13 protein-coding genes are annotated in these 25,642 nt (G+C 47.7%); 6 read left to right on the forward strand and 7 right to left on the reverse strand.

The annotated features are described in order from the left end of the window. Entirely contained in the window at positions 1-3,330 is a 3,330-nt protein-coding gene (locus DTQ70_RS29840; RefSeq protein ID WP_122934188.1) for a VCBS repeat-containing protein, read from the reverse strand. 353 nt (positions 3,331-3,683) lie between these two features. Here DTQ70_RS29840 and DTQ70_RS29845 point away from each other — a divergent pair, with 353 nt between their 5' ends. The 3 genes from DTQ70_RS29845 to DTQ70_RS29855 all read left to right on the forward strand — a co-directional run bounded on the left by DTQ70_RS29845 (position 3,684) and on the right by DTQ70_RS29855 (position 13,375). Continuing rightward, positions 3,684-5,753: a tetratricopeptide repeat protein gene (locus DTQ70_RS29845; protein ID WP_122934189.1), complete on the forward strand. Its 2,070-nt coding sequence runs from the start codon at positions 3,684-3,686 to the stop codon at positions 5,751-5,753. Next, complete coding sequence (locus DTQ70_RS29850) at positions 5,750-6,502, forward strand: LytTR family DNA-binding domain-containing protein (protein ID WP_122934190.1); 753 nt, start codon at positions 5,750-5,752, stop codon at positions 6,500-6,502. The genes DTQ70_RS29845 and DTQ70_RS29850 overlap by 4 nt, the downstream gene beginning before the upstream one ends. Positions 6,503-6,622: 120 nt before the next feature. Further along, positions 6,623-13,375, forward strand: coding sequence for a hypothetical protein (locus DTQ70_RS29855; RefSeq protein WP_122934191.1), 6,753 nt, complete (start codon positions 6,623-6,625; stop codon positions 13,373-13,375). Here DTQ70_RS29855 and DTQ70_RS29860 read toward each other — a convergent pair. From DTQ70_RS29860 to DTQ70_RS29885, 6 genes are all read right to left on the reverse strand, one after another. Further along, a complete protein-coding gene (locus tag DTQ70_RS29860; RefSeq protein ID WP_122934192.1) occupies positions 13,298-15,355 on the reverse strand; it encodes a SusC/RagA family TonB-linked outer membrane protein in 2,058 nt (685 codons plus the stop codon). The two genes, DTQ70_RS29855 and DTQ70_RS29860, sit on opposite strands and share 78 nt — an antisense overlap. A gap of 21 nt (positions 15,356-15,376) precedes the next feature. Next, positions 15,377-16,396, reverse strand: a complete 1,020-nt coding sequence (locus DTQ70_RS29865; protein ID WP_164490269.1) for a FecR family protein — start codon at positions 16,394-16,396, stop codon at positions 15,377-15,379. 59 nt (positions 16,397-16,455) lie between these two features. Then, complete coding sequence (locus DTQ70_RS29870; RefSeq protein WP_122934194.1) at positions 16,456-17,061, reverse strand: RNA polymerase sigma factor; 606 nt, start codon at positions 17,059-17,061, stop codon at positions 16,456-16,458. Between the two features lie 177 nt (positions 17,062-17,238). Next, a complete protein-coding gene (locus DTQ70_RS29875) occupies positions 17,239-18,270 on the reverse strand; it encodes a hypothetical protein (protein WP_122934195.1) in 1,032 nt (343 codons plus the stop codon). 18 nt (positions 18,271-18,288) lie between these two features. Beyond that, positions 18,289-19,011, reverse strand: coding sequence for a hypothetical protein (locus DTQ70_RS29880; RefSeq protein ID WP_164490270.1), 723 nt, complete (start codon positions 19,009-19,011; stop codon positions 18,289-18,291). A 238-nt stretch (positions 19,012-19,249) separates the two neighbouring features. Further along, on the reverse strand, positions 19,250-20,776 hold the full coding sequence (locus DTQ70_RS29885; RefSeq protein WP_164490271.1) for a T9SS type A sorting domain-containing protein: 1,527 nt from the start codon (positions 20,774-20,776) through the stop codon (positions 19,250-19,252). Between DTQ70_RS29885 and DTQ70_RS29890 the strand changes: the two genes are divergently transcribed. The 3 genes from DTQ70_RS29890 (at position 20,750) to DTQ70_RS29900 (ending at position 25,421) form a co-directional block, all read left to right on the forward strand. After that, the gene (locus DTQ70_RS29890; protein ID WP_122934198.1) at positions 20,750-22,240 is read left to right on the forward strand and encodes a SusC/RagA family TonB-linked outer membrane protein; all 1,491 of its coding nucleotides are present in this window, start codon (positions 20,750-20,752) and stop codon (positions 22,238-22,240) included. The genes DTQ70_RS29885 and DTQ70_RS29890 overlap by 27 nt on opposite strands. Before the next feature lie 22 nt (positions 22,241-22,262). Next, a complete protein-coding gene (locus tag DTQ70_RS29895) occupies positions 22,263-23,834 on the forward strand; it encodes a RagB/SusD family nutrient uptake outer membrane protein (RefSeq protein ID WP_122934199.1) in 1,572 nt (523 codons plus the stop codon). 111 nt (positions 23,835-23,945) lie between these two features. Beyond that, positions 23,946-25,421, forward strand: coding sequence for an arylsulfatase (locus DTQ70_RS29900; RefSeq protein WP_122934200.1), 1,476 nt, complete (start codon positions 23,946-23,948; stop codon positions 25,419-25,421). Positions 25,422-25,642: the final 221 nt, after the last annotated feature.

Genomic DNA, 25,642 nt, shown 5'->3' on the forward strand with positions numbered 1-25,642 from the left:
TTACTGCATTATCTCGCCCCGTCCGTTGTTTTTTAGAAAAAAATAAAAAAACTGATTTTCTACTACTTTCAACCTAATAACCCTTCTATAATCTCCATCAAGATACAACCCAGAACGGTGGGCAGGAACGGGCGTAAAGTGTCCTTTTCCGTTACCCAATAAAAGTATCCCAGAAGACGCATCTTGCCGCCCCGAATCAATGTCGCTTCCGTACTCATTTCCGCAAAGCAGCACATCGGCGCGTTTGTCGGCATTGAAGTCACCCACCAATAGGCTTTGCACTGTCGAAAATTGCGCTTCAACGGGAAGAGGAGTGAGGCGAAACGTCAGGTTTCCATTGTTTTGGAGGTAAGAACTAGAAAAAGTATGGGTGAGTCGTACTTCAGTAGCATTGGTTTCTTTGGTGCCAATTACCTGCTCAATGCTTGCATTGGAATAGGTGGCGTACCGAGTCATTTTCTTTTTAATCAACGGAATTTGGTTCGCCAACTCATCCAAGCTGTGTTTGGGATACGCGCGCCCATCTTTAAAGTAGTAGCACGGAATGGCATCCAAGCGACCATTTTGGTCGTAATCTCCCGCGTACAAACGCGCAGGCTGAGCGGGGTTTGCTTTGAAAAACGAATTTTCTCCTCGATTTCCTACCACAAAGTCAATGTCTCCATCTTGGTCAAAATCAGCTCCTTCGATGCAATTCCACCAACCATTCGATTGAGTCAATTGCGTTTTGGAAGTAATATCTAAAAATTGACGCGACGAATTTTTGAGCACGGTAATGGGCATCCATTCGCCTACAACCACTAAATCAGGAAAACGGTCGTTATCTAAATCGGTCCAAAGCGCGTCGTTGACAATGCCTAATTTGCCACCATCGGGCAGCAAATGAGAGGCGTCTCGAAACCGTCCTTGGTCATTGAGAAGTAGCAAGCTTTTTTCACACAATGGATACGAATGAGGTGTAACTCCCCCGCCAATGAAGAGGTCTTGATCGCCGTCTAAATCCAAATCTTGTGCCTTCACACAAGTAGCATTGGAAGCAAACGGCTGTGGAACGAGCACGAACTGTCCTTTTCCATCGTTGAGATAAAGACGGTGGCGGTAAAGTGGCGAAGAATGTTCGTGTTGATAGCCTCCGCTGTTGACCCATAAATCCAAATCTTTATCCCCATCAGCGTCAAAAAAGAGTGCTCCCGCGTCTTCATATTCCGCATCTTTTTCAAACGCAGGCTGTACCGATTTTTTAAAACCACCCTTTTGTTGTTGTAGAAAAAGCGTGCCCGATTGCCCTGCCGCTCCTCCAATAAAGAGATCTTCCAATCCATCTTGGTTGACATCGGCCTGTGCCGTGTAGGGGCCTTTATTGGAATAAAGATGTTCCAGCAAGGGCTCATCCTTAAAATCGATATAGTTGTTTTCGAGCTGCGTATAGGTGTCAAGCTGCGTTAAAGATGCTTTTTTAAAAATGAATTTTGGCGAAAAACTGCGAGGGGCGGCGGGTTGGGTATCTTTCTGGGCAAGAACCATCAATTGATCCGCGGGCGGTTTTGAAATCGACTGCATCGTCCCATCTGGCCACGTCACTTTCAGTTCTTTTATCATCGTAGTTGTTCCTAAACCAAAATGAAGGGGCGTACTCGTAGAAGACAGAAATCCGCGAGTTGATGCTACCACTTGGGTTTGTTGGCCTGCGTCGGTGACTAACGTTACTTGAGCACCAATCCCCGTTGGATTCGGCGGTGTACCTTTCAATTTTACCTGTAAATAGTGATTTGCGTTGTGCGAACGACTGTTATTTTGGTATAAAAAAGCCTCACTGTTGTAATTATTTACCACTAAATCTAAGTCTCCGTCGGCATCTAAGTCGGCATAAGCGGCGCCGTTAGAAAACGAGGGAAGGTTGATTCCCCACTCCGCTGACTTATTTTCAAAACGCAAATCATGGGTGTTGCGAAATACATAATTGGTTAAGGGCGTACTTGTCATCGATTTCAATAACTCCAACGGGTTGATATTTTTTGCGTTTCCCGCTTTTTGCAGGGCTTCCACCGAACGGTATCGAAAATAGTCCAGATCAGTGACGTCACGCGCGTAGCCGTTGGTCACAAAAAGGTCTTTCCAGCCGTCGTTGTCAAAATCCGCAAAAAGCGGCGACCAACTCCAATCGGTATGCGATACCCCCGCCAGTTGGGCTATTTCACTGAATACAGGGAGACCATCTGCGTTGAGTCCATTGTTTAGTTGAAGCGTATTGCGTACTACTTGGTGGTGTAGCCCCAGCCCCACGGCTAAGAAATACTTATCGTAAGGGCTGTTGCCTTTGAGTTGCTTTTGGCGGTAATTGTCTTCGGCTACCATATCGAGATTAATTAAGTCCAGCAAACCGTCGTTGTTAAAATCAGCGATGTCATTTCCCATGGCATTTTTGCTAATGTGCCTAAACATACGGTTGAGTTGATCCGAAAAACCGCCTTTTTGGTTGTTGATATAGAAGAAATCCTTGTCACCGTAGTCGTTGGCTACGTAGATGTCAGGCCAACCGTCGATGTTAATATCAGCCACCGAAAAACTCAACCCAAACGTACTCTTAGCAATCCCCGCTTGGGCTGATACGTCCGTAAATGAGCCGTTTCCGTTGTTTCGGTAGAGCTTGCTATGGGTCGCAGGATTGCTTAGGGGAGTCACCAACGTTTTTTTACCCGACGCATTAGTAGCGGTGTAAAGCGTCAAGGCCGATTCGAAATCGACGCGGTGATTGAGCAAAAACAAATCCAAATCGCCGTCTCGGTCATAGTCAAAAAAATTGGCATGATTGGAATAGCCCGTGTCAGCCAATCCGTATTCTTTGGCCCGTTCGGTAAAGGTATTGTCGCGATTGTTGATGAGTAGCAAGTTGGCCCTATTTTCAGGGTGTAAGTCTAACGAGCGACACAAATAGATGTCGAGCCAACCATCTTGATTGACGTCAACCATGGTCACTCCCGTCGTAAATCCCCCATAAAAGACGTTGGCTTTCTCCGAAATCTGTTCAAATTTCATGTTTCCTTTATTCAGGAATAGCCTTCCGCCAAAGAGGTTTCCCGTCAAAAACACATCGGGTAAACCATCATTGTTGATATCCCCAATGGCTACCCCTCCGCCATTGTACAGGTACTCATAGGTGAGAATATTGATTTTTTCGGTCTCATTCACTTCGTTGATAAAATAAAGCCCGCTTTCTTTGGGAGATAAAAGCGTGAAAAGGGAGGTGGGCGAAGAATGGGTCGTTTCGGACGACTGGCATCCTACCATAAACAGCATCCAACAAATAGCAATAAGGGAGCGTAAAAACATGGGGAAAACTAGATTTAGGACGATTATAAATCAGGTTAATGGTCTAAATCTACATTGCCTCTTGATGGATTAAAAACCTGATGCTTATTCGCAATGGTTTAATAGTCAACATTTTTGGATTTTTGAAGGGTTGTTTTGCAACAGTTGTTCTCAAAAAACAAACAGTTGTTTATTAAAAGATGACATTTATAAAAAAATGAGAGTTTGTCGGCCTCTACTAGCGTTAATTTGAAAAATGGATGCCATTACTACGTTGAAAAATTAGTTTGACTTCTTGGTTTTAACATCTTACTTTTATCGTCTGTGGGTTTCGTCCTGAAAAGGTAAAATTCAACATCAACGGTATAAAACTTATGCTTTTTCGGAAAATCACCCTACTCGTTATTTTAAGTGTTTCCCATGTTGCCTTACGGGGGCAAACCGTTGAAGAACCCAGAGCGTTACTTCAAAAGTTTTACGCCAATTCCAACCCCAATGCCCGAGGCGAGGCGTTGGTGCAGTTGTGTGACCTGTTTAGTGCAGCCAACCAAATCGACTCGATTCGGAAGTACGCCCAATGGGCTGGGCCGTTGCTTCCCAACATGACAGATGCGCCTACCAAAGCGTGGTTGGAGCACTACGTGGCTAACGCCATCGTACGTACTTATCCCGATAGTTCACTCCAATTAAATACCAGAAGCCTTCAATATTTTACCAAGACTAACGACCTCAAGGGATTGTTGAAAGTCAACCACGCTTTAGGCATTTACCAATCGTACCACGGCAAACCTGCCAAAGAGCGCGCTTATTATTACGAAGCGCTCAAGTACAACGAACTTTACAACAAAATCTATGAACCCAAACGCTACGCTCGTTTTCGAGCTGCGATGCACAATAATCTGTCGATTAGTTACGCCGCTGAAAACGATTATGAGAAATCGCTGGAGTCGATTCATGAAGTGGAAAAGGTGGCAAGAGAGAGCCAATCTGACGAGTTGAGTTATTTGGCTGCCCAAGGATATGGGAGTATTTATAGCAAAACAAAGCAATGGGACAAGTGTGAGTTTTATTACCGAGAGGCGTTGGCGTATGCCGAAAAATTAAATAGGATGCCCTACATTGCTGTGTGCCTGAATAACTTGGGGACGTATTATACTTTCACCAATAAGTACGATGACGCCATTAAAATGTACAAGCGTGCGCTCGATATTGCTTACCAAAGTAAAGATTGGTTAGGGGCTGCCAACCGCCTCAACAACCTGGGGAGCATCGAATCGGTGCGGGATAAGTTGAAAGCAGCGGAGCAGTATTTCCTTCAAAGTATTGAGTATGCCGATAAAATCAAGGCAAAAAAACCGCGTTTGAATGCAATGTCCAATTTGGCGCGTATTTATTTACAGCTGGACCGAATTCCCGAAGCGCAAAAAATGGCCCAAGAAGCCATTGTCTTGGCCGAAGAACTCAATGACCGCGAAGTCCTCAGTAAGTTGTACAATACGTTGACCAAAAGTTACGAAAAGCAGAATGATTTTGCGAAAGCGCTGGTTTATCAGCGGCAAAAAGCCAAAATGCAAGACAGTATTTTGAACGAAAAGAGTTTGGCTAAGATTCAGGAACTGCAAGTAAAGTATGATACAGAACGCAAAGAGTTTGAAATTAGGGAGTTAAATCGCCTTAATCAAATCCAAACCCTGGAGTTACAGGAGCGGAACTTATGGTTTGCACTTTTGGGAGTTACCCTGTTTGCGGTGGTTGTATTCATGGCTTTTTTTGCGCGACATCAGATTTTGAAAAAACAAAACCAAGTCCTCGACATCAACCAAAAGCTGCTGCGTACCCAAATCAACCCTCATTTTTTCTTTAATGTTTTGTCCTCAATTCAAACCTTTTTGCTTGAACAAAAAGAGCCGGTGCAAGCAATTTCGTATTTGTCAAAATTTGCGAAGCTGATGCGTTCAGTACTGGAAACAAGTCGAGTAGAGTTCATTTCGGTAGAAGAAGAGGGGGCGATGATTAAAAATTACCTTGATATTCAAAAGATTCGTTTTGGTAATCAGTTTGACTATGAAGTGATGGTGGAGGATAATCTACGTGCCGACGGAATGGGGGTGCCGCCGATGCTCGCCCAGCCATTTTTGGAAAATGCCCTCGAACATGGTATCCGAACATTGAATAAAAAGGGGAAAATTGAGGTGCTTTTTCAACGCGAAGCCAAAGGAATACGCTTGATTATTAAAGACAACGGCATTGGACGCCAGAAAGCAGCAGAATTTACGGTCAATGCTGAAAAACAGTCGTTGGCGACCCAGATTACGCAGGAACGGGTGGCTATCTTGAACAAACAAGTGCGGGGAAAAATAGATTTTAACGTCGAAGACCTTTTGGATAATCAAGAAGTAATAGGCACCCAAGTAACTTTCCATTTACCCCTAATCGAGGTATGAAATGTTTTCTGATTGACGATGAAGAAACGCATCGGCGAGGGTTGAGGCAACTATTGACGTTGTTTTTTTCCGAAATAGAAATTGTGGGAGAGGCAAGTTCATTGTCGGAGGCCAGAGAATGGCTGAATTACAACGAGACGGACATTGTTTTTTTGGATGTCATGCTGGGTGACGGAACGGGGTTAGACCTCCTAAAAACGATGCCTTTTCGTTCGTTTCAAGTGGTACTCGTGTCGGCACACAATGAATTTGCGGTGGAAGCTTTTCGGCTTTCGGCTTTGGACTATTTGTTAAAACCCATTGATACCGATGAACTTAGAGAGGCTATTCGACGAGCAAAACAGCAAATTCAACTCAGTCAAACGCACCTTCAACTTGAAATTTTACGCGAAAACCTTGAAAAACTAACCCACCAAAATCGAAAGATGGTGCTGCGAGATGCTGATACGATTTACGTCGTGACGCTTTCGGAAATAGTTTATTGCCGCGCGGAAGGTAGTTATACGATTTTCAAACTGACGGACGAGCGCGAGATTTTGGTTTCTAAAAACCTAGGAGAATACGAGAAACTACTTGAAAGCGCGCACTTTGTTCGATCTCACCATTCATACATTGTGAACCTCAATCAAATTAAAAAGTTTGATAAAACGGACGGAGGACAACTCATTATGAATACAGGGACAGTCGTTCCCGTGGCCGTTCGCCGAAAAGAAGGGCTATTAAAAGCCATGAGCGAATTTTTACAATAACAAGTCATACAGTTATTGGATTTTTGAGGGCACTTACCTACTTGCTCTAAGCAACTATCAATCTCCCCAATTCTGCTAAAGACGGGCATCTATTTTCGTAGAAACCTTTTTGCTTCGTCTATGAAAAACTATGTACTGGGGGTATTTTTTATACTTTTAGGGCTACTGCAAAGCCATGCCCAATGTCCCAAAGGAACACAAACTTTTGTTAGCCCTAATTTTACTACCCCCGATGGCCTAACTGTGGGAACGCGGGCAGAGTTAGCCAATAGCATGTGGCCAGGAGAGTATGTGGAGGTCAACCTCACTGCGGGGAATAGCTACCGATTTGACGGTTGTGAAAACGTGGGAGAGGATACTTACTTGACAATCCGAAATCCGTCAGATGTGGTAGTAGCTTGGAATGATAACACCTGTAATAATAACCCACAAATCAACTATACACCTACTGTATCGGGGAAATACTCCTTCTCAATCCACAGAAACGGATGTGGTACTACAATCAATCCAACCCCCCCAATGTTTTATATCCACGCTACGTTGGTGTCAGTGGCGGGTGGTGGAGCGGCCACCGTCTCGTCCATTGTGCGGGCATCTCCTAGTCCTTCCAATTCGAGTGTCGTGAATTATACCGTCACTTTTTCAGGAAGTGTAACTGGGGTGTCTGCTAGTAATTTTTCGCTCACCACCACAGGTAGTGTTACGGGAGCGAGTGTAGGGACACCCTCTGGTTCAGGTACTACCTGGACGGTGCCTGTCAATACAGGTACGGGCGACGGTACGATTCGATTGGACATGGTAAATGCAACGGGGGTAAACCCAACGGTCACGGTTCCTTACAACTCAGGAGAGGTCTATACAATTGATAAATCACCTCCGACAGTAAGTATTGGCGCTCCAAGTTCAACGGCCGTCGCCTGTGGTTCAGTCAATTACACCGTTACTTACACGGGAGCTTCCAACGTTACTTTAGCCGCCTCCAACATCACACTTAATACCACGGGCTCGGCTACTGCCACCGTAGGGATTTCAGGAGCAGGAACAACAACTCGAACGGTAACTTTGAGTGGAATTACAGGGGCAGGAACAATAGGGATTAGTATAAACGCGAATACGGCTACCGATGGAGTCGGCAATAGTGCGGCGGCGGCGGGGCCAAGCGGTACTTTTACAGTTTCGCCCCCAACCGCCTCCATCACAGCAAACAATAGCCCCGTTTGTTCCAACAACACTGCCACCTTTACCTTAGGCGGCACCAGCGGCGCGACGGTGACTTACAAAATAAACGGCGGCAGCAACCAAACGACTACTTTGACGGGCGGAACGGCAACGGTCAGCGTACCAAGCGCGACGGCGAATCAAACACTGACGCTGGTCTCAGTAACTGATGGAAGTTGTAGCCAAAACCTCACAGGGGCTTCGACGGTGACGGTCAACAATTTACCCACGGCGTCCATTACAGCAAACAACAGTCCCATTTGTGCCAATAGTACCGCCACCTTTACCTTAGGCGGCACCAGCGGCGCGACTGTCACGTACACAATAAACGGCGGTAGCAGCCAAACCTCTACTTTGACAGGCGGAACGGCAACGGTCAGCGTACCGAGTGCGACGGCGAATCAAACTTTGACGCTGGTCTCAGTAACTGATGGAAGTTGCAGTCAAAACCTCACAGGAACTTCAACGGTGACGGTCAACAATTCCCCTACGGCCTCCATTACAGCAAACAACAGTCCCATTTGTTCCAATAGTACCGCCACCTTTAGTTTGAATGGCACCAGCGGCGCGACCGTCACGTACATAATAAATGGCGGTAGCAACCAAACCACGACTTTGACAGGTGGAACGGCAACGGTCAGCGTACCAAGCGCGACGGCGAATCAAACTTTGACGCTGGTCTCAGTAACTGATGGAAGTTGCAGTCAAAACCTCACAGGGACTTCGACGGTGACGGTCAACAATTTACCAACTGCCTCTATTTCAGCAAACAACAGTCCCATTTGTGCCAACAGTACCGCCACCTTTACTTTGAGTGGCACCAGCGGCGCGACGGTCACCTACACAATAAATGGCGGTAGCAACCAAACTACTACTTTGACAGGCGGAACGGCAACGGTCAGCGTACCGAGTGCGACGGCGAATCAAACTTTGACGCTGGTCTCAGTAACTGATGGAAGTTGCAGTCAAAACCTCACAGGGACTTCGACGGTGACGGTCAACAATTTACCAACCGCCTCCATTTCAGCAAACAACAGTCCCGTTTGTGCCAACAACACCGCCACCTTTACCTTGAGCGGCACCAGCGGCGCAACTGTCACGTACACCCTCAACGGCGGCAGCAACCAAACAACTACTTTGACGGGCGGAACGGCAACGGTCAGCGTACCAAGCGTGACGGCGAATCAAACCTTGACATTGGTCTCGGTAAGCGACGGAAGTTGCAGCCAAAACCTCACAGGAACTTCAACGGTGACGGTCAATAGTTTACCCACGGCTTCCATTTCAGTAAACAACAGTCCCATTTGTGCCAATAGTACCGCCACCTTTACCCTGAGCGGCACCAGCGGCGCGACGGTCACGTACACAATAAACGGCGGTAGCAGCCAAACCTCTACTTTGACAGGCGGAACGGCAACGGTCAGCGTACCGAGTGCGACGGCGAATCAAACCTTAACTTTGGTTTCCGTAAGCGACGGAAGTTGCAGCCAAAACCTCACAGGAACTTCGACGGTGACGGTCAATAATTTACCCACGGCTTCCATTACAGCAAACAATAGTCCCATTTGTTCCAACAACACCGCCACATTTACCCTGAGCGGCACCAGCGGCGCGACGGTGACTTACACAATAAATGGCGGTAGCAACCAAACGACCACTTTGACAGGTGGAACAGCAACGGTCAGCGTCCCGAGCGCGACGGCGAATCAAACCTTGACGTTAGTCTCTGTAAGCGACGGCAGTTGTAGCCAAAATCTAACGGGAACTTCGACGGTGACGGTCAACAATTCCCCAACCGCCTCCATTACAGCAAACAACAGCCCCATTTGTGCAAACAACACCGCTACCTTTACCCTGAGCGGCACCAGCGGCGCGACGGTCACGTACACAATAAACGGTGGCAGCAACCAAACGACCACTTTGACAGGTGGAACGGCAACGGTTAGCGTACCAAGTGTGACGGCGAATCAAACTTTGACGTTAGTCTCAGTAACTGATGGAAGTTGCAGCCAAAACCTGACGGGAACTTCAACGGTGACGGTCAACAATTCCCCAACCGCCTCCATTTCAGCAAACAACAGTCCCGTTTGTGCCAACAGTACCGCCACCTTTACCTTGAGCGGCACCAGCGGCGCTACGGTCACGTACACGATAAACGGTGGCAGCAACCAAACGACCACTTTGACAGGCGGAACGGCAACGGTCAGCGTACCGAGTGCGACGGCGAATCAAACTTTGACGCTGGTCTCAGTAACTGATGGAAGTTGCAGTCAAAACCTCACAGGGACTTCGACGGTGACGGTCAACAATTTGCCTACCGCCTCTATTTCAGCAAACAACAGTCCCATTTGTTCCAACAACACCGCCACCTTTACCCTGAGCGGCACCAGCGGCGCGACGGTCACGTACACAATAAACGGTGGCAGCAACCAAACGACCACTTTGACAGGTGGAACGGCAACGGTTAGCGTACCAAGTGTGACGGCGAATCAAACTTTGACGTTAGTCTCAGTAACTGATGGAAGTTGCAGCCAAAACCTGACGGGAACTTCAACGGTGACGGTCAACAATTCCCCAACGGCCTCCATTACAGCAAACAACAGTCCCGTTTGTGCCAACAGTCCCGCCACCTTTACCTTGAGCGGCACCAGCGGCGCTACGGTCACGTACACGATAAACGGTGGCAGCAACCAAACGACCACTTTGACAGGCGGAACGGCAACGGTCAGCGTACCGAGTGCGACGGCGAATCAAACTTTGACGCTGGTCTCAGTAACTGATGGAAGTTGCAGTCAAAACCTCACAGGGACTTCGACGGTGACGGTCAACAATTTGCCTACCGCCTCTATTTCAGCAAACAACAGTCCCATTTGTTCCAACAACACCGCCACCTTTACCCTGAGCGGCACCAGCGGCGCGACGGTCACGTACACAATAAATGGCGGTAGCAACCAAACCACGACTTTGACAGGCGGAACAGCAACGGTTAGTGTCTCGAGTGCTACGGCGAATCAAACTTTGACGCTGGTCTCAGTAACTGATGGAAGTTGTAGCCAAAATCTAACGGGAACTTCGACGGTGACGGCCAACAATTTACCAACCGCCTCCATTACAGCAAACAACAGTCCCGTTTGTGCCAACAGCACCGCCACCTTTACCCTGAGCGGCACCAGCGGCGCGACGGTGATTTACACAATAAACGGCGGCAGCAACCAAGCGACCACTTTGACGGGCGGAACAGCAACGGTCAGTGTCCCGAGTGCAACGGCGAATCAAACCTTGACATTGGTCTCGGTAACTGATGGAAGTTGTAGCCAAAACCTGACGGGAACTTCGACGGTGACGGTCAACAATTCCCCAACCGCCTCCATCACAGCAAACAACAGCCCCGTTTGTTCCAACAACACCGCCACCTTTACCCTGAGCGGCACCAGCGGCGCGACGGTCACGTACACAATAAACGGCGGTAGCAGCCAAACCTCTACTTTGACAGGCGGAACGGCAACGGTTAGTGTCTCGAGTGCGACGGCGAATCAAACCTTGACGCTAGTCTCGGTAAGCGATGGAAGTTGCAACCAAAACCTGACGGGAACTTCAACGGTGACGGTCAACAATTTACCAACCGCCTCCATTACAGCAAACAACAGCCCTGTTTGTTCCAACAGCCCCGCCACATTTACCCTGAGCGGCACCAGCGGCGCGACTGTCACGTACACAATAAATGGCGGTAGTAACCAAACGACCACTTTGACAGGCGGAACGGCAACGGTCAGCGTACCAAGCGCGACGGCGAATCAAACTTTGACGCTAGTCTCGGTAAGCGATGGAAGTTGCAACCAAAACCTGACGGGAACTTCAACGGTGACGGTCAACAATTTACCAACCGCCTCCATTACAGCAAACAACAGCCCTGTTTGTTCCAACAGCCCCGCCACATTTACCCTGAGCGGCACCAGCGGCGCGACTGTCACGTACACAATAAATGGCGGTAGTAACCAAACGACCACTTTGACAGGCGGAACGGCAACGGTCAGCGTACCAAGCGCGACGGCGAATCAAACTTTGACGCTGGTCTCAGTAACTGATGGAAGTTGCAGTCAAAACCTGACGGGGACTTCGACGGTGACGGTCAATAATTTACCAACCGCCTCCATTTCAGCAAACAACAGCCCCGTTTGTTCCAACAACACTGCCACCTTTACCTTGAGCGGCACCAGCGGCGCGACCGTCACGTACACAATAAATGGCGGTAGCAACCAAACCACGACTTTGACGGGCGGAACGGCAACGGTCAGTGTCCCGAGCGCGACGGCGAATCAAACACTGACGCTGGTCTCAGTAACTGATGGAAGTTGTAGCCAAAACCTGACGGGGACTTCGACGGTGACGGTCAACAATTTACCAACTGCCTCCATTTCAGGAAACAATAGCCCCATTTGTGCCAACAGCACCGCCACATTTACCCTGAGCGGTACCAGCGGTGCGACGGTCACGTACACGATAAACGGCGGTAGTAACCAAACAGTCGTATTAACGGGCGGAACGGCAACGGTCAGCGTACCGAGTGCGACGGCGAATCAAACTTTGACGTTAGTCTCCGTAAGCGACGGAAGTTGTAGCCAAAACCTGACGGGGACTTCGACGGTGACGGTCAACAATTTACCAACCGCCTCCATCACAGCAAACAACAGCCCCATTTGTGCCAACAGCACCGCTACCTTTACTTTGAGCGGCACCAGCGGCGCGACGGTCACGTACACAATAAATGGCGGTAGCAACCAAACCACGACTTTGACGGGCGGAACTGCAACGGTCAGCGTCCCGAGCGCGACGGCGAATAAAACTTTGACACTGGTCTCAGTAACTGATGGAAGTTGTAGCCAAAACCTGACGGGGACTTCGACGGTGACGGTCAACAATTTACCAACTGCCTCTATTTCAGCAAACAACAGTCCCATTTGTGCCAACAACACCGCCACCTTTACTTTGAGCGGCACCAGCGGCGCGACGGTGACTTACACCCTCAATGGCGGTAGTAACCAAACCACGACTTTGACGGGCGGAACAGCAACGGTCAGCGTACCAAGCGCGACGGCGAATCAAATCTTGACGTTGGTGTCGGTAAGCGATGGGAATGGGTGTTCGCAACCATTGGTGGGAGTGGCGACAATTACTATCCAAACAAAACCCTCCATTGCGTTACAAGTTCAAAGCCAAGTACTAAACGAAGGCAATAACCAGGTATTCTGCGACACAGACGCTAATCCTGTCAATAGTTTACAGTTTAGTATTTCGGGTTCGTGCGTCTCGGTTTCTCCCGTTTGGCGAGTGCAGGTAGGCAGTGGTGCATGGAGTAATTGGTCCACCAGTCCACCAATTTCCCAATCCTCCAATAACCAACTCCACCGTTACCAAGCAGCTTGCGACGCCAATTGCCCCGCTACTTATTCGGGGGTGATTGAGGTCACTATCAATTATCGGGCTTCTGTTCCCCAAAATGTATCACTGACAGCAGATGGCGTAGTGGTGTCAGTTGGCGAAACAAAGGAAGTTTGTGTCCTATCAACGACTACGCTTTCATTCACAGCAACTTGTGGGGCGGGAGAAATCATTGTTTACTCCGTTGATGGTATTGAATTTATTCGAAATTTCTGAGTACCCTACCAATGCTTTCACTTCGTGCCGGCCAAACGTGTTGCTGTACCCTAACAAATTATTGAGGGTCGTTTCGCGCGTCACGCTGCGGATTTCGGTCAAACTACTGCGAGGAATGGTTTTTCTGACCAACGATGGGTTGTAATAATCCAAGACCGTATAAGCATTGGTGTAGTTTTTGTTTTGCTCTGCTGTATAACGAATCGCGTATTGGCTGCTAAATTTCAGGTTCGGAATGATTTCCCATTCTACTTTTCCACTTCCAAACAAATAGTCCTGCACATTGCGCGAAAGCCCTGCGATTTCGGCATACATCAAGGGGTTATTGCCTTGGGCACTCACGCCATAAGTACCGTCGGGATACTTTGGAACAGCCCACAGTGACCCGTGAAACATGGTATTAAATACGTTGAACTCACTGATGGGCGTTTGCCAGTTGTTGTTGCGGTAATTGATATCCACGCTTGCGCTCAACCGATTGGACACTTTAAAATCGGTATTGGCGCGAATTTCTTTCACATCGCTATCAAAATTAGGAGCAATTCCGCCTTGTTTTTGGTAACGTACCCCTACACGGCCGCGAAAAAACTCATTTCCCCCGCTAACCGACACGTTCTGACTAAACTGCGGCGCTGCCCGTAACACGGTTTTAAACCACGTATTAGGCAGAGGAAATTTAAGACGGTCGGTGGCATTGACGTAATCAGAAATTTGGGTTTCACTATAGCGCGCCGCTGCACCCGAGTTGATAAGCGCCACGTTCTGCAAGCGCATGTAAGGCTCCAAGTCCATCATTTCGGGTTTGTTAATGGCATTTTGAACGGCATAAAAACCGCTGTAATCCACCACTGCTTTCCCTGACTTGGCGCGTTTGGTGGTCACGAGCACAACCCCGTTGGCCGCCCGCGACCCGTAAATCGCCGTCGATGAGGCGTCTTTTAGCACCGAAATACTTTCGATATCATCAAGATTGATGGTGTTAAAAGGTTGTTCTACTCCATCTACAATAAACAAAGGGTCGTTTGAACTCAACGTAGTGATACCACGTACCCGCACTGTAGCACGAGAGTTAGGGCCTGGCGAACCACCACGGTCAAGAATCGTCACCCCAGGTGCAATCCCTTGCAAGACTTGGTTAGCGTTCGACACGGGGCGGCGCGTTAGTTGTTCGCTTTTTACCTCGGCAACGGCACTCGTCAAGCTTGTTTTTTTCTGAACGCCGTAACCGACAACAACCACTTCACCGAGTGCTTTGGTGTCGGCGACCAGCGTGATATTGAGGGCCGTGCGACCACCTACCACCACTTCTTGGGGTAAATAGCCCACGTAGCTAAACACCAGCACCGCTTTTTCGTCGGGGACGGCAAGTTGAAATCCACCATTGACGTCGGTGGTTGTACCACGGTTAGTGCCCTTGAGCAAAATACTTACACCAGGCAAACCTTGACCGTTTTCTTCTGCCACTTTTCCCGCAATTTTTATGTCCTCCAACACTACAGCACGGGCCGCTGAGGTTGGAAATTGAAGTTGCGAAGGCACCGTCCGAAGACTTGAGAAATCATTAGAAATCGTTCTAGTGCTGGGCAACGCTTCTGGACTTGGCTCGCTAGGTGTGAGAATTTCCTTACCCGAAGTTTTTACTTTTTGGGTTTTAATAATGTAGGTATTTCTCACTTTTTTGTAGGTCAAACCCGCAGGGTTGAGGAGGTTCTCCAACACCTGTTCGAGTTTGCCACTGAGGGCGTCGGCTGCAATCAACCGATTCGGAATTTCGTCGGTTTTATACACCAAATGAATCCCAAATCGCGTTTCGGCATCGCGTAGCGCTTCTTTCAAAGGAATAGACGCTTTGCGGTCGGGTTGGGTCTTATTTTGCTGTGAAATGGTTGTGTAATTGGCGGCAAACACTTGCGCATTTGCTTTTTGAACAAAACCTGTTATCCCACAGACCAAAAAGGATAATAGTAATGGTTTGTACATGGTTTATCTCAAAAGTTAGGTTTATTTAATCGTTAGTTTTTTTTCTGATAGTTGGCAGTCCGCTTTTAGAAGATCGGCCAAAATGTCTCGTACTTCTTCGGCACTGCCCGAAGGAATAGTTCCCGAGATTTTTTCGTTGGCAAGGGCAGGGTTTTCAAAACTTACTTCAATCCCGAAGTTATCCTCGATGCGCTGGGCTACATCACTCATTGCTTCGCCGTCCAAAATCCAGATGTTTTGTTGCCACGAACTGTACAACTCGGTTCTTACTTTGCGCTGCGTCAAGCTACGCGTATCGGCCCGAAATTCCACCATGTCACCAGGCCGCAAGACCGCCGATTGTTGGGCAGCTTTGATTTGAACTTTTCCCGACTGAAGCACCACTTGGGTTGTTTTGCGGCGGTCTGAGACGTTGAACTCCGTCCCGAGTACTTCCACCACGAGGTCGTTGGTATGTACCCGAAACTTCGCATCGGTTGGCGTATGTTTCACGTCGAAAAACGCTTCTCCTTGCAACCACACTTCCCGAATGGCCTTGTCTTTTAAATCTTCGGAAAACGACAAGGTGGTGTTGGCGTTCAAATTAACCACCGAACCGTCGGGCAACTCAACTTTGCGGGTTTCTCCGTAAGAAGTGGCGTACGACACCGTGGAGGGTTGCGACGTGTACCAAGCGGCTACCACACCACCAACCAGTAGCACCACCGCGGCGGCTACCCAACTCAATCGTTTCACAAACGAGCGGCGCAAAGGCACGACGGGAGCGTCTTGCGGCGATAATGGCAAGCCAATGGTTTGCTCAAGTCGGGTTTTGAGGGCCTGAACCTTCGCTTCTGGCATGTGAGGTAACCGAACATCGAGTCGTTGTACCAGCTGTCGGGCTTCTTCCATCGTCGTTTGGCGTTCAGGATAGGTGTGGAGAAATCCGTTCCAAAATTGGTCTGCATCTCCCGAAGGATTTCGTACCCAATCTTGGAAAAAGTCATCGGCTGCGAGTTGTACAGCGTCGAACGAGGCGTATTTTGTTAAGGGTTCAGGCATTCTCTCAGAGGCATTATACCCCATAGAGAAACGAAGTGTGAAGATTACCTCTTTCTTTTTTAAAAATTTTTATAAAAAAATTTCAACAGCCCAAAAACCGCTAAAAATATCCAATTATCGCGCAGTTGACCAAGGGCTTTGTAGATAAGATTATAGACCGAATGACGCGTGAGCGACATCATTTCGGCGATTTCGTCGTAGCTTAAATTATCGTAAAAACGAAGCAGAAGTGCTTCTTGTTGGCGCTTAGGAAGTTGAGCAATGTGTTTTTCGAGCTGATGTTTTTGGAGGGATTCAGTTTCTTGATTGACAAACCAGGTGTCAACAGACTCTATGTAGTCATCGCTTATTTCCTCAAATTCAGAAAGTTGCGTATGTCTCGACTGCCGATTGAGGTACTTGAGCAATTTGGTTTTTAGGGATTTGCACAAATAAAATTGAATGTTATTTGCCTCAACTTCACTCAACGACGCTCGGTATTTCCAAATATCCTCAAATACATCATGAATAGCGTCCGTTAGTAATTCTTCATCATTGCAAAGTCGGCGACCAAATTTGTACAAGATTTGTATATACCCATCGTATAATTCGCCCAAAGCATAGTTATCACCTGCCCTGAGTCGATTCCAACTTGTCAAATGTGTATCCTTTTGGTCAGAATTCATACCTGCATAAAATGAAAGCCGAGTTTTTCAAGGCAAAAATAGAATACATAAACAATAGGTTATATAAATTTCTTTTAAATCTTTTAAAATCGTGGAAAAGTACAAAACAACATAAACAAATAAAAACAAAAGAGGCTGTTTGGTGAAACAGCCTCTTTTAAAAGAAAAAACGAACAGTTACTTCAAGCCCAACAAGAAGCCAATGGTAAAGTTGGCATCCCAGTCAAAAACAAAGGTTTTGCAACCCGTGGCATCAGCAACGGCTTTGTAGATATTTCCTCCTGCTTTTGATTTGGCTTTGTCGAGTTTGTACGCCTCGGCGGCCTTCAAAACGGTATATCTTTCTTTGCCATTTCGTACCTCTTTGGCCAAATCAAACGGCACACCGCCAATGATGAAGCATATTTCTCGCTTGCTCTTTGGCACTTGCTTCGACATTGCCCCTACTTCTTCATATACCTTGTCGTCGGCTACTCCCTTTTCGTAGTACTTAGCGCCGTACGTTTCAAGGGTTTTGATACTTCCACCTTCTGTCCACGCGATTTTGGTATTTCCTGAACCAATGTCGGTAAAGAAGCCTTTATCGCTAAACGACGCAGGAAGCGCGCACTTTAAGCCCAGCGAACCTTCTTGGTCGGGCGTTACGGTATTGACCATGTACCCCATGTCTTTCAATACTTTGATAATTTTACCCGTTACTTCGGCCTTCAATGCGCCCGAGCTTACCACAAAATGAATGTCTTTACCACTTACGCCGTGGTCCATCATGTTACCGATGTAGCGTTTTAGGCCAATGCGAATGTCATAATCAGAAGCCATGTTTTCGATAACCATGCTATTACCAAACTCAGCGTGTTCGAGCTTCCAATTTTTGTCTTTGTCGATGTTCACCACAAACGAGTTAAACCCACTTGCTCCCAATTCGACGACACCTTTGAGCTTCCCATCCACGGGCTCAGGAGCGGTATAAGAAAAAGCGCCAGCCGTCGAAGTAGCCTCTGCCGATGACTCGCTGCTGGCCAAGGAAGACCCTTCGTCCGAGGCCGTCGATTCGGTTGTGGTACTTGCCGACGGGCCACCTTCGGGCGATTTGGTCGTCAGTTCTGTTATGGCTTTTTTAGGATCGGGGCCCAAGAAATAATACCCTGCGCCCAATAACCCCGCGATGAATAAAATCAAAAGGACTTTGCCTGCACCAGTTAGATTCATAGTAGTTGTGGTTAAATTTTACGAAATATACTGTTTTATGCCGTTTTCAATCAAGCTAATTTCACTGGCAACGCCTTCTTTGGCCGTCACGGTAGCCTGAATTTTTTGTTCAATTTCGGCAAACTTGTCCGTAAACTTACTATCTATTCCGTTGAGCGCCGCTAATTTCTCGGTTTGTATTTTTTCCAAATTGGCAATTTTCTGTTTCAAATCCGCCAACTGTTGCTCAATGCCGTTCACTTCGGTATTAAGCTGCTGTTGTTCTTTGGCTTTTTCAGTGGTGAGGGCGTTTTTCTTTTGTTCACCCGCCGCAATTGTCGCTTCAAACGCTTTTTGTAATTCTGTTTTATAGAAGGCCGCCGACTCCAACAAAAACTGTTGATTACAATTAGGGTTCAGGAGTTTAGCGCCTTCATAGGCCGTCTTAAAATGCTCTACGCTGGGGTTAGTGCTCGTCCGCAACAACATTTGCGAAAACTCATAAAAATCGAAACCAGGCTGATTTTTTTCTTCCAAAATCTTCCGAAAACGGTTTCGTAGGTCTTCCACAAAATCGTTGGAAGCGGGAGCCACAAACACAGGCGCACTCACGGGCGTGCTTTTGGGCGGCGCGGAAGGAGCGGGTGCGGACGCAGGTGCGGCTGGTTTTTCTTCGGTTTTTGGGTCGTCTAGTACCACAAAAACTCCTGCTAAATCGCGAAGCCAACCGCTCATTTTACTTTTTTGGGGTTCGTCTGCCACTGTTGTAAAGGTTTGATGTTTTCAATGATTGTTTCGATGCGAATGCGTATTACCACGAAAGTTATAAAAACCTTCGTATAAGGCCGATAAAGGTAGAAAAGATTTTATTGGGAGGGCATTGGTAAGTAGAAGAGTGGTTGAAAACGGGGCTAATTTTAGGATTTTTGAGGATGAAATGTGTACAAAAAAACCGCCACCTTCAAAAGGTGACGGTTGAGCACTACCTGTATGAAAAACCCTACTCTATTTTTAAAACTTTCAACGTACGAACCAATTGCGCTGTGTTTACGCTCAAAAAATACACGCCAGGTGCTAATTTATCCACTGAGATTTCTTCCGTATGTGCATCAGTATCAGCGGTAAATGCTCGGCTTAACACCTGACGTCCCGAAGCATCCATCAACGAAGTCTGTACTACTTGCCCCTTACTGCCCTGGACCTTCAAACGGAGAATGTTAGTGACAGGATTGGGCAGAACGGTGGCGAAAGACCCGTTATCGGTGGATTTTAGACCCTTCCAGGGTGACAAATTAGTTGCCGTGCGACGGTCCGACCCTTGCTCTTTGCCATTTGCCCCTTGCCCACTGCCCTTTGCCTCTTCTCTTGCTGCACCCACACCTACCCCGTCTCGCGATTGGATTCGGAACCAATATTCCTGATAAGCCAAGACATTGCCTTGCGCTTGGCGGGTGGAAGGATAAATACTGCCCCAGCCTTTTTGGTCCCAGTAACGAATACTCAATTTGTATAAACCTTTCGGTAACCCTGAATCATAGGCATTTCCTCCCGCCCCGTTATCGGCGTAGAAACCATAGGCTGGGTGATTTTGGGCGTATAGCTCCGTCCAGCCTTCACGATTGGCATACATAAAATAGGGGGCGTTGTTTTCATGAGTATTAAAGGAACGAACCACACCCATTTCGGGGGTTGCCAACATATCAAAAGTCAGCGAACCGCTTGTTCCCAAAGCACAGGCATCAGCATTGATTGTCCAAAAACGAGGAGCTATTTTGTTGGGATTTTCCACAAAAAAGAGCGTTGGGTTTTGCTGCGTGCTTTGTTCTAACGTAGGACCACCGTCGCGCGTAATGAATTGGCTAGACCACGCCGCTCGGTCGTTGGTTTTTACCGACGACCTTGATTCGCCAATGTTAATCAACGTAACCACGAAGGCGTTCCAATAGACCTCTTTACGGTTACTTTCTTGACTTTGGCAACCTCCGTCAAAAAGACATTTGGCCCAGTAGGTCTGTTTGGTTACGTTGCTGAATGCCACTTCAAAACTTGTCGCGGTGATACCTGTATTCCAGTACGTTCGACTTCCTGCGGGGCAATTGGCCGCGACAACAACGGTCGTTCCTGTACATACAATTTCTTGCGAAACAGTCACGACGGGCGCTTGAACAGTCGTTTGCAGCGTAAAAGTCACGACTTGGCTTTTTTCGCTTAGGCAACCCGTTTCTGTCTGACAACGAGCGTAGTAAGAAGTCGTTTCGGTAGGAATAGTAGAAGGTAGGTTAGGCAAAACCACGTTGGTAGTGGCATTGTACCAAACCGTTTTTAGGGAACTGCAAGATGATTGGCCGCTAAAACTTGCGGTTGGGTTGCAACTGGTTTCGGGAAAAAGGGACACTTGAGGAGCCGCGGGAATTGGAACTAATTTTAACCGCATCACTCCAGACTCACTTTCTACGCAAGACAGAATACCACTTGCCTCTCGACAGCGCACACGGTAGTTGTGGTACTGATTATCTGCCAATGCCACTGGTACTGCTGTCGTATATTCACCGCCATCAACGCTTATCGGGAAGATTTTTACAACAACGACGTACAATCGATTGGCTCAGGTTCTGACAACAACAAAAATAGCGGTGGGGTAGATTCTCAATGGGGACTTCGCTCGTTTTTTGGGCGGGTAAACTACGCTTTGGCCGACAAGTATTTGTTTGAAGCCAATGCGCGCTACGACGGCTCATCGCGTTTTACGGGCGACAAAGTGTATAGCTTTTTCCCGTCGTTTTCGGCAGGCTGGCGTTTGTCAGAGGAGAAGTTTTTTGAGCCACTCCGCGCCGTGGTGGGTGAGCTGAAAGTACGTGGTTCGTGGGGGAGAACTGGAAATCAAGCAGTAGGCTTGTATAGTTATTTTCAAACCCTTAACTCTTCTACCTATACGTTTGGCGGCTCGGTGGTGCAAGGCTACGTTCAGTCGAACTTGGCCAACCCGAACTTGACGTGGGAAACGACCGCTCAAACCGACATCGGACTGGATGCGCAGCTTTGGAACAACCGCTTGAGCTTTACCTTTGATTATTACGACAAATTGACCGACGGTATTTTGCTGAACTTGCCTATTCCAACAACCGTAGGCTTGAATGCCCCTCCGCAAAACGCAGGAAAAGTGGGGAACAAAGGAATCGAATTGGGCTTGACGTATCGCAACAAAACCAAGAGTGGTTTCTCGTACGAAATTGGTGGAAACTTTGCCCAAAACAACAATAAAGTAATTGATTTGGCTAAAACAGGGCCTTATATTTCAGGCTCGGACATTGACCCGCGCTACATCATCAAAGAAGGTTTGCCTTACAATGCCCACTGGGGCTACAAAACCGATGGGTTGTTCCAAACGGCGGACGAAATCAAAGCCTATCCTACGTTGGTGACTAACATGAAACCTGGCGATGTGAAGTACGTGGATTTGAACAACGACGGAAAAATCAACAGCGATGACATGACGTTTATTGGCCTAACGTTCCCGCGTTATACCTTTGGACTAAACACCAATTTTAGCTACAAAAACTTTACGCTCTTCACGCAGTGGCAAGGTGCGGCAGATGTGGACACGCGCTTGTCGGGGGCATTGGCCGAAATGGGGAACTACGAAGGTTTTACCCACAAAATTTATACTGATAACTACTGGACGCCCGAGCGCCCCAATGCGCGCTTCCCTCGTCCTGTAAAACTGGATTTGCGCAACGTAGCCACGTCCGACCGTATGATTATCGACGGGTCATACTTCCGAATGAAAACCATTCAGCTTTCGTACAGCTTGCCAAAAGGCTTGTTGGAGCGTGTCAAAGCAGGACGGGCTACGGTCTATGTGAGCGGCACTAATTTGCTCACGTTCTCGAAGTTGAATGAATGGAACCTCGACCCCGAAGCTGACTCAGGACGCGCGACCTATTATCCTCAAACGTCGCTGACCACGGTTGGTCTTAATGTACAATTTTAACCTTTAAGAAAAGCTTAAAACAATGAAAATCAGATATATTTTCCCTCTTGTCGTAGGCTTAGGTGTATTGTCAGGTTGCGAACAAAGCCTGCTTGACACCGTACCCAACGACCGTATTTCTTCGGATATTTTCTGGAAAACCGAAAGAGACGCAATTCTTGCCTCAAACGGCCTTTATCCTGCTTTGGACGGTGTCAATATTTTTGCCATTGAAGGTGTCACCGACATTTCGCACGTCAACCAAGTATTTCAAGTAGAGTCGAACATTGAGAAAGGCATTCACGACGCCCTCAATTCGCGTCCTCAAACCGAATGGACGGCGGCTTACCGTGGGATTCGCCTTGCCAACGATTTTTTGGCCAACATTGACAAAGTCCAAACTACCAATACTGCCCTCATTGCCCGCCTCAAAGGAGAAGCGCGTACGCTTAGAGCCTATCAGTACATCAAGCTTGTGGGGCTTTTTGGAGATGTACCTTTGGTAACGACGACCATTGGTATTGAAGAAGGACGGACGCTCAAGCGGACATCGTCAACCCAAATTTGGGATTTTGTGCTCAAAGAACTTACCGAAGCGGCCAACGATTTGCCCGCTACCCAAACCGACAAAGGGCGTATCACCAAAGGGGCTGCTTTGGCCTTGAAAGCACGGGCTGCGCTGTGGGCGGGGCGTTATCAAGACGCGGCGGATGCGGCCAAAGCGGTGATTGATTCAAAAACCTACACTTTGTATTCGAGTTATGCCAACCTTTTCTCGTACGCGGCTGAAAATAATTCGGAAGTGATTTTGGACAAACAGTTTATCAAAGACACCTATTCCAATAACGTGTTTGCCAGCATGGGGCCGTATAGCCAACGTACGGCCAACAATACCTACGTGCCTACCAAAGCGCTGGTGGATGCGTATCCGATGGCAAACGGCAAGGACATTACCGACCCTACCAGCGGTTTTGATCCTAAAAATCCGTATGCCAACCGCGACCCGCGTTTGAGGGCCTCGATTTTTGTACAAGGCGACGATTTGCCCGATGGGAAGAAATTCGACCCGCGTCCAACAAGCGGTACGGCCGATGCCATCGGCAATACGTACTTAGCCACTTCGACGGGTTTTGTGTTGAAAAAATACATCAACAAAGAAGACTTAACCACGGGCGGAAACTGCGGAATCAACATCGTTTTGTTGCGGTATGCCGAAGTTTTACTTACGTATGCCGAAGCCAAAATTGAACTTAACCAGATAGATGCCACCGTTTACGACGCCATTAATCAGATTCGTCAGCGCGCCGATGTGAAGTTGCCTGCTTTGACGACGGGGCTATCGCAAGCACAGTTGCGCGAGGCTGTCCGTAAAGAGCGCTTGCTTGAATTGGCGTTTGAAGGACTTCGTTTGTTTGACATTCGCCGCTGGAAAACTGCCGAAAAAGCAATGGTAGGAGATGTGTACGGAATGACGTACGTGGATGGTACCGATTTGAAAACCATTCAGATTGCCTCATTTACCCGCGTTTTTGATCCTGCCAAGCACTACCTCTGGCCTATTCCACAGAAAGAACGCGAACTCAACCCCGAGCTTACCCAAAATTCGGGCTGGTAATTTAACCTGACACATCAGTAGTATCCAACTCCATTTCTATTTTAAAACAAACAAGCAGCGGTAGGACGTCAAGTGCGTTCCTACCGCTGGTTTAATCAACCTAAGCAGAATATGAAACGAATACTTTTGTTGTTTTTCCTTTGTTGGGGAACAATGGCATTGGCCCAGAAATCGACCTCCAAACCCAACGTCATCTATATTTTTGCCGACGACCTTGGGTACGGTGAAGTAGGTGCTTATGGACAAAAGAAAATCAAAACCCCTAATCTCGACCGACTCGCGGCGGGAGGAATGCGTTTTACGCAGCATTATTCGTCGGCGCCCGTGTGTGCGCCTTCGCGTTGCGGATTAATGACAGGACGCCACACAGGTCATACGTACATTCGCGGAAATTACGAACTCGGTGGTTTTGAGGACGAAAAAGAAGGTGGACAGATGCCTTTGAACGAAGGTGCATTTACCGTTGGGCATTTGTTCCAAAAAGCGGGCTACAAAACGGGCGCGGTTGGAAAATGGGGGATGGGGATGGCCAATACCACAGGAAACCCCAACCAACAAGGCTTTGACTTCTTCTACGGGTTGCTTTGCCAAAAACAATCGCACAATTTTTACCCAACCCACTTGTGGAAAAATGGGGAAAAAGTGGCATTAAATAACCCCTACATCAAAGTCCACCGCCCCATGCCCGAGGGAGACGAAAACTACGAATATTACGTAGGGAAAGACTACGCCATCGACAAAATGACGGAAGAGGCGACGGGCTTTATCACCGACAACAAAAGCCGTCCTTTCTTCCTGTATTTGCCTTATACCTTGCCTCACTTGTCGCTGCAAGCCCCCGAAGAAGCGGTCAAAGAATACATCGGGAAGTTTGACGAAAAGCCCTATCGTGGCCAAACGGGCTATGCTTCAACGCGTTATCCGTACTCGACCTACGCGGCCATGATTTCGTATTTGGACAAGCAAGTAGGGCAGATTTGGGAGTTGGTGAAAAAACTAGGGATAGAAGATAACACCATCATTATGTTTTCGAGCGACAATGGAGCGACGTTTGTGAAGCACGTTGATGCGGCGTTTTTTGAAAGTGCTGGTCCGTTTCGTGGGCTAAAAATGGACGTGTATGAGGGCGGAATCCGAGTGCCAATGATTGCGTATTGGAAAGGAAAAATTAAGCCTGGACAAGTCACTGACCATGTTTCGACGCAGTACGACGTGCTGGCAACTTGTGCCGATTTGTTGGGAACAAAACCCGCCCTTCCGACTGATGGAGTTTCGTTTTTGCCTACGCTTTTGGGCAAATCTACGCAGGCTCAACACCCTTATTTGTATTTTGAATACCCCGAAAACGGCGGGCAGCTGGCGATTCGGAAAGGAGATTGGAAGGGTGTAAAACGAAACGTAAAAGCAAACCGCAACGGCGCATGGGAGATTTATAACCTAAAAGCCGACATCGGCGAACGAACCAACGTGGCTGCCGCTCATCCTGAGTTGGCCAAGGAATTTGACGAAATCGTACAGCGCGAACACCGCCCCGCGCACGTTCATGAATGGGAATTTGTGGATCCCAAATTTGAAGTGAAGAAGTAGTGAATAGTAGTCATATTTACTTTTGTATAGTTGTATAATTATTTGATATACTGTGATTTACAATTAACGGTTAACAAATAACGATTAACAGATAACAGTGGCTTGCCACTTAAAATTATGAAAAAGCTTTCAACTGTTTTTTTTGCAATGTGTGCCGTAGTCGGCATTTCGGCCTTTACCATTTTTTCAACCGAACAAGCCCCCAAATCCACTTCGCCCAA

The sequence above is a fragment of the Runella sp. SP2 genome (genome assembly GCF_003711225.1).
Classification (GTDB): Bacteria; Bacteroidota; Bacteroidia; order Cytophagales; family Spirosomataceae; genus Runella.